This is a genomic window from Serratia sp. AKBS12 (assembly GCF_024793895.1).
Lineage (GTDB): Bacteria > Pseudomonadota > Gammaproteobacteria > Enterobacterales > Enterobacteriaceae > Serratia_F.
Map to the genome: position 1 here is coordinate 250,427 of NZ_JANUSB010000017.1, position 12,300 is coordinate 262,726.

13 protein-coding genes are annotated in these 12,300 nt (G+C 56.5%); 2 read left to right on the forward strand and 11 right to left on the reverse strand.

Features of this window, described 5'->3' with window-relative positions; all coding sequences use genetic code 11:
* Nucleotides 1-57: 57 nt before the first annotated feature.
* Nucleotides 58-1,122, reverse strand: coding sequence for a DNA polymerase IV (gene dinB, locus NYE85_RS22330; RefSeq protein ID WP_259006891.1), 1,065 nt, complete (start codon nt 1,120-1,122; stop codon nt 58-60).
* A 194-nt stretch (nt 1,123-1,316) separates the two neighbouring features.
* Between dinB and NYE85_RS22335 the strand changes: the two genes are divergently transcribed.
* Nucleotides 1,317-2,213: a glycerophosphodiester phosphodiesterase family protein gene (locus NYE85_RS22335; RefSeq protein WP_259006893.1), complete on the forward strand. Its 897-nt coding sequence runs from the start codon at nt 1,317-1,319 to the stop codon at nt 2,211-2,213.
* A 35-nt stretch (nt 2,214-2,248) separates the two neighbouring features.
* On the opposite strand, the gene nqrM is transcribed toward NYE85_RS22335, so the two are convergent.
* The 8 genes from nqrM to NYE85_RS22375 are packed head-to-tail and all read right to left on the reverse strand — an operon-like array spanning nt 2,249 to nt 9,370.
* On the reverse strand, nt 2,249-2,476 hold the full coding sequence (gene nqrM, locus NYE85_RS22340; RefSeq protein WP_259006896.1) for a (Na+)-NQR maturation NqrM: 228 nt from the start codon (nt 2,474-2,476) through the stop codon (nt 2,249-2,251).
* A 7-nt stretch (nt 2,477-2,483) separates the two neighbouring features.
* Entirely contained in the window at nt 2,484-3,515 is a 1,032-nt protein-coding gene (locus tag NYE85_RS22345) for an FAD:protein FMN transferase (RefSeq protein ID WP_259006897.1), read from the reverse strand.
* Complete coding sequence (gene nqrF, locus NYE85_RS22350) at nt 3,516-4,739, reverse strand: NADH:ubiquinone reductase (Na(+)-transporting) subunit F (protein WP_259006899.1); 1,224 nt, start codon at nt 4,737-4,739, stop codon at nt 3,516-3,518.
* 27 nt (nt 4,740-4,766) lie between these two features.
* On the reverse strand, nt 4,767-5,363 hold the full coding sequence (gene nqrE / locus NYE85_RS22355) for an NADH:ubiquinone reductase (Na(+)-transporting) subunit E (protein ID WP_004954940.1): 597 nt from the start codon (nt 5,361-5,363) through the stop codon (nt 4,767-4,769).
* A gap of 6 nt (nt 5,364-5,369) precedes the next feature.
* Entirely contained in the window at nt 5,370-5,999 is a 630-nt protein-coding gene (locus tag NYE85_RS22360) for an NADH:ubiquinone reductase (Na(+)-transporting) subunit D (protein ID WP_259006901.1), read from the reverse strand.
* A complete protein-coding gene (locus tag NYE85_RS22365; RefSeq protein WP_259006903.1) occupies nt 5,992-6,786 on the reverse strand; it encodes a Na(+)-translocating NADH-quinone reductase subunit C in 795 nt (264 codons plus the stop codon). Before NYE85_RS22365 ends, NYE85_RS22360 begins: the two co-directional genes overlap by 8 nt.
* A complete protein-coding gene (locus NYE85_RS22370; protein ID WP_259006905.1) occupies nt 6,776-8,017 on the reverse strand; it encodes an NADH:ubiquinone reductase (Na(+)-transporting) subunit B in 1,242 nt (413 codons plus the stop codon). The genes NYE85_RS22365 and NYE85_RS22370 overlap by 11 nt, the downstream gene beginning before the upstream one ends.
* A 3-nt stretch (nt 8,018-8,020) precedes the next feature.
* Complete coding sequence (locus NYE85_RS22375) at nt 8,021-9,370, reverse strand: Na(+)-translocating NADH-quinone reductase subunit A (protein WP_259006906.1); 1,350 nt, start codon at nt 9,368-9,370, stop codon at nt 8,021-8,023.
* Nucleotides 9,371-9,928: 558 nt separating this feature from the next.
* Between NYE85_RS22375 and dpaA the strand changes: the two genes are divergently transcribed.
* On the forward strand, nt 9,929-10,705 hold the full coding sequence (gene dpaA / locus NYE85_RS22380) for a peptidoglycan meso-diaminopimelic acid protein amidase (protein ID WP_259006907.1): 777 nt from the start codon (nt 9,929-9,931) through the stop codon (nt 10,703-10,705).
* On the opposite strand, the gene NYE85_RS22385 is transcribed toward dpaA, so the two are convergent.
* Complete coding sequence (locus NYE85_RS22385; protein ID WP_259006908.1) at nt 10,673-11,443, reverse strand: class II glutamine amidotransferase; 771 nt, start codon at nt 11,441-11,443, stop codon at nt 10,673-10,675. The genes dpaA and NYE85_RS22385 overlap by 33 nt on opposite strands.
* 99 nt (nt 11,444-11,542) lie before the next feature.
* On the reverse strand, nt 11,543-12,124 hold the full coding sequence (gene lpcA / locus NYE85_RS22390) for a D-sedoheptulose 7-phosphate isomerase (RefSeq protein ID WP_259006909.1): 582 nt from the start codon (nt 12,122-12,124) through the stop codon (nt 11,543-11,545).
* Nucleotides 12,125-12,300 lie beyond the last annotated feature (176 nt).

The window sequence follows — 12,300 nt, forward strand, 5'->3', positions numbered from 1 at the left end:
GATAGCAGCCGTCGGCTTTTGGCTTTGGCGGCAACCATGGCCGGGTACGCCCGGCCGCTACACGTCCCACGGCAGCAGCAGCTGCCGCTCCAACTGCGGATCGAGCAGCGTCACATGCAGCCCCACCAGGCGTACGCCACGCCCTTCGCGCCGCTCACGCCACACCTGCTTTGCCACCGCCAGCAAATCTGCCTGATTCAGTACCGGCCACAGGTGTTCCTGCGTGGTGAGCTGGAAATCCTGAAACTTCAGCTTCACCCCTTGGCGCGCGATGTGCAAATCGGGTTTCACCTTGCGCAGGCGCATTTCCAGTTCTGGATACAGCTTATCGACAATCAGCTGCTCGCAATCCTGCCAGTCATGAATATCTGCCGCCAAGGTTCGTTCCACGCCAACCGATTTGCGCAGGCGCTCCGGTGAAACGCTGCGTTCGTCAATCCCCTGGCAGCGTTCCCATAATACGCGGCCAAATTTGCCGAAACGCTTTAACAGCGCCGCAAGATCGTAGCGCTGCACGTCGGCGCAGGTGAGTAACCCGACTTCCTCCAGGCGTTTAGCCGTGACTTTCCCCACGCCCGGGATCTTGCTCAGCGGCAGCTGCTGCAAAAAAGCCGGCACCTGCGCTGGCGTAATCACGTATTGACCATTGGGTTTGTTCAGTTCCGACGCGATCTTGGCAAGGAATTTGATTGGCGCAATGCCGGCGGAGGCGGTGAGCTGCAATTCATCAAAAATGGCCTGACGAATATGCTCGGCTATCAAGGTTGCCGAGCCGTTGCAGCGTTGGCTATCCGTCACGTCGAGGTAGGCCTCGTCCAGCGACAGCGGTTCGATCAATGACGTATAGCGCGCAAAAATTTCGCGAATATGCTGGGAGGCTTCCTTGTAAGCCGCGATGCGGCCGGGCAACAAGGTTAAATGCGGGCAGAGTTTCAAGGCCATGGCGCTGGACATGGCGCTGTGCACGCCATAACGGCGCGCCGGGTAGTTAGCGGTACTGATCACCCCGCGCCGCTCGGCACTGCCGCCGATCGCCAGCGGTATATCGCGCAGACCGGGATTGTCGCGCATTTCAACCGCGGCAAAGAAGCAGTCCATATCGACATGAATGATTTTACGCATGCGCCCTCCAACAACACTGTATAAGTATACAGTCGCAATGGGAAAGCTCAAGTCTGGTTTTAACGTATGTATTCTCGTAAAAGCATCGTTATTTTCTATTTGTTAAAAAAGCTTAATTTTTCAAGCGTATCATTTCAGGAAATAATCGTTACGCCTCAAAAATGACGCTTACCCTACGCACAAGAAGGTGCTCAATGACTACTTTTTCCCGTTATGTGTTGGTTTCGGCATTATCCCTGATTTCCACCCTCGCCAGCGCGGCCAGTGGCCATGCGCCAGCCATCGTTGCCCATCGTGGCGGCACCGCCGATGCGCCGGAAAATACCCTGGTCGCCATTCGCAGCGCGTTGAAAAACGGCGCCGACGCGGTGTGGATCACGCTACAACAATCCAAAGATGGCACGATGGTGCTGTACCGCCCTTCCGACCTGAGTTCGCTCACGGACAAAAGCGGCCCGGTTTCCGCCTATACCGCTGATGAACTGGCCAAGATCGATGCCGGCTGGTCGTTTGGCAAAGACGGCAACCACCCGTTCCGTGGTCAGGGGATCGGCATCCCGCGGCTGGACACGGTGCTACAGCAATTCCCGCAAGTGACCTTCTATCTGGACATCAAATCTCCTGATGCCGACCCGGCGCAATTTGCCAAGGCACTGTTGGCAACGCTGGAGAAGGCCAAGGCGCTTGACCGTACGCGGGTCTATTCGACCGATGCCCGTTACCTGGCGGCTCTGCCGGCGGCGATTAAACGTTTTGAAACCCGCGATGAAACCCGCACATTATTGGCCAACATCACCATGGCGCATCAGTGCGACATAAAACCGGACGGCAACCAGCCCCGTTGGTATGGGCTGGAATTGAAACGTGAAGTCGAAGTGGTAGAAAAGTACACCCTGGGCGAGGGGCGTTCCAAAGCGCTGCTGACCTGGGACAAGGAATCGATCGATTGCTTCCGTTCCAAAGGACCGGCGCACATCATTCTGTTTGGCATCAACTCCGCGCAGGATTATCAGCAGGCGCTGGCATTAGGCGTTGACGGCGTGATGGTGAATTCGCCAAAGGATGCCCAGCGTTTCCGCAAGGCGAAGTAAAGCGGTGTTATCGTGCGCTGCATGCAGCGCACGGTTTACAGGATGCGGTGTTTTTCCAGTTGCTCGCGGCGCTGTGCTTCTTTCGCCAGGCGTTTTTTACGCGCATCGCACGGTTCCGGGCAATCGCACACTTTTTCCATGCCCAGCGCGGTAATACCGCCGCAGCTCCCTTGCAGGCTCTTGCGTTTGAACACGTAACCGAGCGACATGCCGCCGATAATCAGCAAAAACAAAATAAAGCTTGCGACAAATACCGTCAGCATGGCGGCCTCACAGATTTTTCTTTAGATAAGGTTTAAACGCCTTGGAATAGCGCTCTTCAAAAGCATCGCCGTTCTTCACTATCATAAATACCGGAATGCCCAGCAGATTGGCCAATGCCAGCGCACGCTCCGGCCCCATCACGTCCAGCCCGGTAGACAGGCCGTCGGCGGTCATGCAGTTAGGCCCGATGACGGTGATCGACACCAGATGGTGCGCGATCGGCTTGCCGGTAGCCGGATCGATGGTATGTGAATAACGTACGCCGTTCTGTTCGAAATAGTTTCGATAATCACCCGACGTGGCGATCGCCATATTCCCCGGTTGGATCACCAGTTGCGCGCGCTGCTCCACTCCGGCGCTCGGCCGCTCGATGGCAATGCGCCATGGCAGATCCTTGCCGTTATGGCCACGGGTGCGTACTTCACCGCCGATATCTACCATGTAGTTGTTAATCTGCTGCGATTGCAGGTATTCCGCCACCACGTCCACGCCATAACCCTTGGCGATGGACGACAGATCAACGTACAGCTCGGGGATATGCTTCACCAGCGCGTTGCCCTGCACCGCCAGTTTGTCGATACCGGTCCAGGCACGGCGCTGCGCCAGTTCGGCATCGCTCGGCACCTTGTCCGGTCGCCCTTCCGGCCCAAAACCCCAGAGATTGACCAGCGGACCAACGGTCACGTCCAACGCACCGTCGGTAACGCGGTTAATCCTCAACGCTTCGGTTACCACCTTCGCCGTCGCGGCCGACACCGGGAACGGCGTATCAACTTCGCGGCTGGCGTTAAAACGGCTCAGCTCCGAGTCGGGCCGGTAGGTCGACATCTGGTCGTTCACCTGCTCCAGACGCCGGTCGATTTCCTTTTGCAATGTCTCGGCGGAAGGCGTGTTGTCGCCGGTGAGATAACGGATCGAATAGTACGTCCCCATGGTTTTGCCATCGAGATTGACCTGCTCCGGTCCGCAACCGGTCAGCAACAGGGTGGCGCCAAGCGCCACCATTGTCATCCAGCCTTTCAGTGCTAGCGCGCGCATTTAGCCACCAAAGTCGTCGAGCATGATGTTTTCGTCTTCCACGCCCAGGTCCTTCAGCATCTTGATCACCGCGGCATTCATCATCGGCGGCCCACACATGTAGAACTCGCAGTCTTCCGGTGCCGGATGGTTCTTCAGATAGTTTTCCAGCAGTACGTTGTGGATAAAGCCGGTATAGCCGGTCCAGTTATCCTCGGGCTGCGGATCGGACAACGCCACGTGCCAGGTAAAGTTCTCGTTCTCTTCCTGCAGATGATTGAAGTCATCCTCATAGAACATTTCACGCAGCGAGCGCGCGCCATACCAGAAGGTGATTTTGCGTTTTGACTTCAGGCGCTTCAACTGATCGAAGATATGCGAACGCATCGGCGCCATACCGGCACCACCGCCGATAAAGATCATTTCGGCATCGGTATCCTTGGCGAAAAACTCGCCAAACGGCCCGGAAATCGTCACCTTGTCGCCCGGTTTCAACGACCAGATATACGAGGACATAATGCCTGGCGGCACGTCCGGATTGTTCGGCGGCGGCGTAGCAATACGCACGTTCAGCATGATGATGCCTTTCTCGTCCGGATAGTTGGCCATTGAATAGGCACGTACCGTGGTGTCATCAACCACCGAGCGGTAACGGAACAGATTGAAGCGGTCCCAATCGCCGCGGTACTCCTGCGGCACGTCGAAATCGGCATAACTGATGTCGTGCGCCGGAGCTTCGATCTGGATAAACCCGCCGGCGCGGAACGGTACGTCTTCGCCGTCAGGAATTTTCAGCTTCAGCTCTTTGATAAAGGTGGCCTTGTTATCATTGGAGATAACTTCGCAGTCCCATTTTTTCACGCCGAAGATTTCTTCTGGCAGCTCAATCTTCAGGTTCTGCTTCACGTTGACCTGGCATGCCAGACGGCAGCCCTCTTTCGCCTCGCGTTTGGTGATGTGTGACAGTTCGGTAGGCAGAATATCGCCGCCGCCTTCTTTGATCACCACGCGGCACTGGCCGCACGAACCACCGCCGCCGCAGGCCGACGACACGAAGATGCCCTGGCCCGACAGCATGTTCAGCAGTTTGTCCCCCGCCGGAGCGTGGAAGCTTTTCTCTTGATCGCCGTTCACTTCCACGGCAACGTCGCCGGTGTTCACCAGTTTGGATTTGGCGAACAGAATCAGTAGCGCCAGCACCATCACGATGCAGGTGAACATCGCTACGCCTAAAATAATTTCCATAAATTTTCCGCCTTTATATCTGGGTTCTTATAACTGAACCCCGGAGAAAGACATAAAGCCCAACGCCATCAGCCCGGTGGTAATAAAGGTAATGCCCAGACCGCGCAAACCCGACGGCACATTGGCATACTTCAGTTTTTCGCGGATCCCCGCCATCGCAACAATCGCCAGCATCCAGCCCGTGCCTGAGCCGAAGCCATACACCACCGATTCGGCAAAGTTGTAGTCACGCTGCACCATGAAGGAAACGCCACCGAAGATGGCGCAGTTCACGGTAATCAGCGGCAGGAAGATGCCGAGCGCGTTATACAGCGACGGGAAGAAGCGATCGAGGATCATCTCCAGAATCTGTACCAGCGCGGCAATCACGCCAATAAAGGTAATGAAGTTGAGGAAGCTCAGATCGATGCCTTCCACCAATGCGCCGTCACGCAGGATCAGGTTGTAAACCAGGTTGTTCACCGGCACCGCGATGCCGAGCACGATGGTAACGGCAATGCCGAGGCCAAAGGCGGTAGAGACTTTCTTGGACACCGCCAGGAAAGTACACATCCCCAGGAAGAACGCCAACGCCATGTTTTCAACGAAAACGGCGCGGACAAACAGGCTGATATAATGTTCCATCGGCGATTACTCCTTTTCGATCTGTGCCGGTTTCAAGGTGCGCAGCACCCAAATCAGCAGGCCGATGATAAAGAACGCGCTTGGCGCCAGCAAAAACAGACCGTTTGGCTGGTACCAGCCGCCGTTTTGCAGGGTTTCCAGCACCGGCATGCCGAACAGTTTGCCGGAGCCGATCACTTCACGCAGAAAACCGACCAGAATCAGGATTACGCCATAGCCCAGACCGTTGCCGATACCGTCCATAAAGCTTTCGATAGGCGGTGATTTCATGGCATAGGCTTCGGCGCGCCCCATCACGATGCAGTTGGTGATGATCAGGCCAACGAACACCGACAGCTGTTTGGAAATCTCAAACGCGTAGGCACGCAGCACCTGATCGACCACGATAACCAACGACGCGATGATCGCCATCTGCACGATAATGCGCACGCTGTTCGGAATGTGATGGCGGATCAGGGAAATGAAGAAGCTGGAAAACGCCGTCACCAGCGTCACCGCGATGGTCATCACCACCGCCGTTTCCAGCTTGGTGGTTACCGCCAGCGCAGAACACACGCCCAACACCTGCAGGGCAATCGGGTTGTTATCGAATAACGGTCCCAGCAGAACCCGTTTAATCTCATTGGAATCAGCCATTTTTCAGCGCTCCTTCACGAACTTTTTTCAGGAACGGGCCGAACCCCTGTTCGCCCAGCCAGAAATCAAAAGTATGCTGCACGCCGTTGGAGGTCAGCGTCGCGCCGGATAACCCGTCCACGCCGTGCACATCGCCGGCACGTGCTCCGCCTTTCACCACGCGAATAGCCGGCTCGCCGTTGTCGTCAAACAGCTTCTTGCCGATCCATTGCTGGCGCCAACTCGGGTTTTCCACTTCACCACCCAGACCCGGCGTTTCCCCCTGGTCGTAGTAAGTGATGCCCTTCACCGTATTGCCGTCGCTGTCCAGCGCCACAAACGCGTACATCATCGACCATAGCCCGGTGCCGTACACCGGCAGCACGATCTTGTTCACCGCGCCAGCATCATCACGCACCAGATAGATTTCGGCGCGATTGCTGCGACGCTTGATGCCGGCATAGTCCTGGCTGGCCGGCAGGGCGACGCTCTTGGTGCCGTCACGCAGCGCGGCAGGCAGATCGAACGCCGTGGCGTCGCCCGCCACGAACTCGCCGCTGTTCAGATCCAGCAGGCGTGGTTCAATACGCTTGCCAAAGGTCTGCTTCACCTGCTCTTGCGGCATGCCAGGGGCCAACAGACCCGCCACGTCAAGGATGTTACGCTGCTTGTCCAGCAGCTTTTGTTCCTGCTGTTTGGACTTCAGACCGACGGCGGATCCCGCCACCACCACTGAACACACCAGACACAGCAACAGGACTACCAGCAGCGTTTTACCGATGCTGTCATTTTTTGCTTCATTCGCCACGGGCTTTTCTCCGCTTGATGTTAGCCTGCACCACCAGATAATCGAACAGCGGTGCGAACAGGTTGGCGAACAGAATCGCCAGCATCATGCCTTCCGGATAGGCCGGGTTGACCACGCGGATCAACACGCACATCACGCCAATCAGGATGCCGTACCACCATTTTCCCTTGTTGGTAAAGGCAGCGGAAACCGGATCGGTAGCCATGAAAATCATACCGAAGGCAAAACCACCCAACACCAGATGCCAGTACCATGGCATGGCAAACATCGGGTTGGTGGTCGAACCGATAGCGTTGAACAGATAGGCTGAGGCAATCATGCCGACCATCACGCCGGCAACGATGCGCCACGAGGCCACGCGACCGAACAGGATGATGGCACCGCCGATCAGAATCATCAGCGTTGACACTTCACCGATCGAGCCGGGAATGTTGCCGAGAAACGCATCCATCCAACTGATGGATTGGCCGGTAGCGACGTTGGTCAGGCTATGTGCCCCACCCGCGCTCCACTGGGCCAGTGGCGTTGCGCCCGAGAAGCCGTCTGCCGAGGTCCACACCAGATCGCCGGAAATCTGCGCCGGATAGGCGAAGAACAGGAAGGCGCGGCCGGCCAGAGCCGGGTTGAGGAAGTTGCGCCCGGTACCGCCGAAGATTTCCTTGGCGATCACCACGCCAAAGGTAATGCCCAGCGCCGCCTGCCAGAGCGGCAGAGTGGGTGGCACAATCAGCGCAAACAGTATCGAGGTGACGAAGAAACCTTCGTTGACCTCATGCTTGCGGATGATGGCAAACAGTACTTCCCAGAAACCGCCGACGATAAATACCACGGCGTAGATTGGCACAAAGTAGGTCGCGCCCAGCACCATCTTGCTGATCCAGCCGGCATCGGGCGTCAGCGACGCGCCCAGCCATTGCGCCAGTTGATAATGCCAGTCGCCGGCCAATACCTGTTGCAGTTGGTCGCCGCTGTACAAATGGTGCAGCGCCGGTATCGCCTGCTGGCCGACGTTGTACATTCCCCAGAACATCGCCGGGAATACCGCCATCCATACCAGGATCATCATGCGTTTCAAGTCGATGGCATCGCGTACGTGCGACGCACCATGCGTCACCGTACCAGGCGTATAGAACACCGTGGTTGTGGCTTCAAACAGCGGGTACCACTTTTCCAGCTTGCCGCCCGGCGTGAAGTGATGCTCGATCTTGTCAAAAAAGTTCTTCAGGCCCATGGATTATCCTTCCAGCTCAATCTTGGTCAGCACGTCGCGCAGCACCGGACCGTATTCATACTTGCCGGGGCAGACGAAGGTGCACAACGCCAGATCTTCTTCATCCAGCTCCAGACAGCCCAGCGCCTGCGCGCTGTCGGTGTCGCCCGCCAGCAGATCACGCAGCAGCAGCGTCGGCAAAATGTCCAGCGGCATCACCCGTTCGTAGTTGCCAATCGGCACCATCGAGCGTTCGCCACCGTTGGTGGTGGTCGAAAAGGCAAACAGCTTGCTCTTCAGGAAGTGGCCCAGGGTGGTGCGGGTGATGGTGAATTTGTTCGGCGACGGCAGTACCCAACCGAGCAGCTCTTTCTCTCGCCCTTCCAGCAGCACCGAAACCTGGCTATGAAAACGACCGAGATAGGCGCGTGGCCCAACGGCATGCACGCCGCTCAGCACCGAACCGGAAATCACGCGGTTTTCGCCGGCTTTCAGGCGCCCAGCCGTCAATTCGTCAAGGCTGGCACCCAGGCGGGTGCGCAGCAGCGTTGGCTGTTCAACCTGCGGCCCGGCCAGCGCGACAACGCGTTGGGTGTCGAGGCGCCCGGTAGTAAACAGCGTGCCAATGGCGATCACGTCCTGATAACCGATATGCCAGACGGTTTTCTTCAGGCTGACCGGCTCCAGAAAGTGGATGTGCGTCCCTACCAGCCCGGCAGGGTGCGGCCCGGCGAATTCGTTATAGCTAATTTGCGGATTGCCGTTACCGCTCAGCGTACCGCCTGCGGCCTGACTGACGTGGACTTTGCCGTCGGTCAGGCGGCTCAGCACCGTCAGACCGGCGTTAAAGGCCGCCAGCTGTTCGGCAACGATCACCTGCGGATCTGCCGCCAGCGGCTGGGTGTCCATGGCGGAAACAAAGATGGCCCGCGGTGTGCTGCCCGGACGTGGCGTTTTGCTGAATGGCCGGGTGCGCAGCGCGGTCCACAGGCCGCTGGCGATCAGTTCGCCTTCAACCGCACCGCGTTCCAGCAGCGGCAGATCGGCCGGCTGATAGCTGGCAAACTCGACCTGCTCGTCACCGCCGTTGGCGATTTCAATCACCACCGACTGCAACACGCGACGCTCGCCGCGATTGATCGCCACCACCTTGCCGCTGGCCGGTGCGGTGAACATGACGCCGGGATTCTTTTTGTCTTCAAACAGCGCCTGGCCTTTCTTGACGCTGTCGCCTTCCTGCACCAGCATGGAGGGGCGCATGCCAACATACTCTTCCCCCAGCAGTGCCACATGCTTGAGTTGCGGGCCGTCCAGAATCACCTGAGCCGGCAAGCCGGCTATCGGCAGATCTAACCCTTGTCTGATTTTAATCATAGGATGTATACGATGTTTTATGGTTACACATGCCGTCGTGGCCAGGGCCAGTACCGACAATGCCAGGATTATGAGACGCTAAATATCGCCTCCGGGTTGGGTTCAACGGCATTGCGCCCAACGTGAATTCTCGGGTGAGGTAACGTTTATTTTCATGTGTTAACTCTTGTGTTCGCCATACCGCGCAACGACCAACGTATTGCTGCACATTAACGCCTATTGCTTGCGCACCGTTCGCGCATCAAAACCGTATCCCGGGCCATAGCAATACCGGGAGCGGCAGCCAGCGATGTTAACATTTTTCGCAACATTTTGCTTCATTCAGCAGTGACCTGAGTCAAGCAAACACAATTAAATTGCAGCGTAATTCACTCATTAATCGTAAAAAACTGGGGCTTAATTCACTTTTATCGAGCTTTGTAGTTTTTTTATACATCTGCCATATTGATAAAAATAAACACGCTGGTAATCTGGCGGGGCATTAATGCAACAAAACACGTCAGTGGCATGCGGGTGAACCTGATTTCGCCGGCAGATAAATATAAGCAGGAATAATTAATGAGCAGAATCGCGCTGTTGTTTGCGATGCTTTTTTCTATGCCGATGATCACGGCCTGCAGCGCGAGCGAGCAGGTGCCGGAAACGCCGGTGGTTAAACAGCAATTGTTGGGTTCGCCGGTCTATATACAGATATTCAAAGAAGAACGTAAGCTGGAGCTATACGCCAAGATGGGTAATCAATTCCGGCTGGTGAATACCTTCCCGATCTGTAACTACTCCGGCGGCCTCGGTCCCAAGCGTCGAGAAGGCGACTTTAAAAGCCCCGAAGGCTTTTATAGCGTTGATGCACGCCATCTGAAACCGGACAGCAAATATTATCGCGCCATCAATATTGGTTTCCCGAATGATTACGATCGGGCGCAAGGTTATTCCGGCGCCTATTTAATGATCCACGGCGAATGCAAATCGATTGGTTGCTACGCGATGACCAACGACTATATGGACGAAATTTATCGTTACGTCGAAGCGGCGTTTGCCTACGGTCAGAGCCGGGTGAACATCAGCATCTATCCGTTCCGCATGACCGAGAAAAACCTGCAACGTCACCGCTCGTCGTCCTACGCCAGCTTCTGGCGCCAGTTGAAACCGGGTTATGACTACTTTGTCAAAAACCACCAGCCGCCGATGATGGGCGTCGCCAACGGCCAGTACGTACTGGGTAAACCGCTGATGGCCAGCGGGCAGGCTACCACGCTGTTTGCCTCGACCGCGGAGCCGGCTGCGGCAAAAACCAATCCGTTTTCAGCCTCCCAGCCGCTCACCGTAGTGAAATAACGCGTACTCGCCTGGCGCAATCTTGTGCCAGGTTTCGTTGCCGGTCAGCGGTTGGGTGGCAATCACCGTTACCACGTCGTTCGGCGTGGTCTGCCGCTGAAAATCAATCTCCACATCATGATCGAGCAGCGTTGCCTTGCCAAACGGTGCACGGCGGGTGATCCAGTACAGGTTGGTCGAGCAAAATGCCATCACGTACTTGCCGTCCGACAACAGCATATTGAACACTCCCTTCTGCCGCAGCCGATCGGCCAGTAAGGCGATATAGCGAAATACCGCCGGCCAACTGCTCGGCGTGCGCGGGTATTTCAACGACAGTTGATGCAACAGCCAGCAGAAGGCGTATTCACTGTCGGTCTGCCCCACCGGGCGGAAATTGCCGGTTTCCAGACGACGATAACCTTTCAGTTGGCCGTTGTGCGCGTAAGTCCAGTTGCGCCCCCACAGTTCGCGGGTAAACGGATGGGTATTTTCCAACGCCACTTCGCCGCGATTGGCCTGCCGAATGTGCGACACTACCGCACAGGATTTGATCGGGTACTCCTGCACCAGGCGCGCAATCGGCGAGTTAAAGCTGGGCTGCGGATCCTTGAACGTGCGACAGCCGTTGCCTTCATAAAAGGTAATGCCCCAACCATCCTTATGTGGCCCGGTGCGGCCACCGCGCTGAACCAGCCCGGTAAAACTGAAGCAAATATCGGTAGGTACGTTAGCGCTCATCCCGAGCAGTTCACACATCGAAAGCCACTCCTCAACCACACGGGTCACTGAATCATGCGGGCCGGCGTACCGTGCCCGACATCATCGACGCAGGGGGCCTTGGGCCCCCGGCCGGTATTACACCTTCACCATCTCTTTTTCGATCAGCTGAATCAAGATGTGAATCGCCTTGATATGAATTTCCTGGATGCGGTCAGCGTAACCAAAGTGCGGCACGCGAATTTCCACATCGGCGGAACCGGCCATTTTACCGCCGTCTTTGCCGGTCAGCGTAATCACCTTCATGCCTTTGGCACGCGCGGCATCAATCGCCTTGATGATGTTGCCCGAATTGCCGGAAGTCGAAATGCCCAACAGCACGTCGCCTTCACGCCCGACCGCTTCCACGTAACGGGAGAACACGAAGTCATAGCCGAAGTCGTTGCTGACGCAAGACAGGTGGCTGACGTCGGAAATGGCAATCGCCGGGTAGCCAGGGCGGTTTTCGCGATAGCGACCGGTCAGCTCTTCGGCAAAGTGCATCGCGTCACAGTGGGAACCGCCGTTGCCGCAGGAAATCACTTTCCCGCCGGCCTTGAAAGCATCAGCCAGTAACACCGCAGCGCGTTGAATCGCCTCGATATTGGCATCGTCATTGATAAATTTCGCCAGCGTATCCGCCGCTTCGTTCAGTTCACTACGAATCAGATCGTGGTACATGAGGGAGCCTCTTTTTATCGTCAATCTTCCGCTGGGCAGTGTAACGGATCGTGGAAACACCGAGAAGCGCTGTGAAGCAAACTCCGCGCAGGTTGAAAAAGCAGAGAGTTTTTTGACCGTCGGTGCTGTCAGTTTGTGACCCAAGTTGTAATTAAAGTGTAAATGCATTGATAAAA

What these genes read in the sequence shown, in the direction of transcription:
- NYE85_RS22335 (WP_259006893.1), top strand. Translation starts at nt 1,317, where the DNA reads ATGACTACTTTTTCCCGTTATGTGTTGGTTTCGGCATTATCCCTGATT.
- NYE85_RS22385 (WP_259006908.1), bottom strand. Translation starts at nt 11,443, where the DNA reads ATGTGTGAACTGCTCGGGATGAGCGCTAACGTACCTACCGATATTTGC.
- NYE85_RS22370 (WP_259006905.1), bottom strand. Translation starts at nt 8,017, where the DNA reads ATGGGCCTGAAGAACTTTTTTGACAAGATCGAGCATCACTTCACGCCG.
- dinB (WP_259006891.1), bottom strand. Translation starts at nt 1,122, where the DNA reads ATGCGTAAAATCATTCATGTCGATATGGACTGCTTCTTTGCCGCGGTT.
- NYE85_RS22345 (WP_259006897.1), bottom strand. Translation starts at nt 3,515, where the DNA reads ATGCGCGCGCTAGCACTGAAAGGCTGGATGACAATGGTGGCGCTTGGC.
- nqrE (WP_004954940.1), bottom strand. Translation starts at nt 5,363, where the DNA reads ATGGAACATTATATCAGCCTGTTTGTCCGCGCCGTTTTCGTTGAAAAC.
- lpcA (WP_259006909.1), bottom strand. Translation starts at nt 12,124, where the DNA reads ATGTACCACGATCTGATTCGTAGTGAACTGAACGAAGCGGCGGATACG.
- nqrM (WP_259006896.1), bottom strand. Translation starts at nt 2,476, where the DNA reads ATGCTGACGGTATTTGTCGCAAGCTTTATTTTGTTTTTGCTGATTATC.
- dpaA (WP_259006907.1), top strand. Translation starts at nt 9,929, where the DNA reads ATGAGCAGAATCGCGCTGTTGTTTGCGATGCTTTTTTCTATGCCGATG.
- NYE85_RS22375 (WP_259006906.1), bottom strand. Translation starts at nt 9,370, where the DNA reads ATGATTAAAATCAGACAAGGGTTAGATCTGCCGATAGCCGGCTTGCCG.
- nqrF (WP_259006899.1), bottom strand. Translation starts at nt 4,739, where the DNA reads ATGGAAATTATTTTAGGCGTAGCGATGTTCACCTGCATCGTGATGGTG.
- NYE85_RS22360 (WP_259006901.1), bottom strand. Translation starts at nt 5,999, where the DNA reads ATGGCTGATTCCAATGAGATTAAACGGGTTCTGCTGGGACCGTTATTC.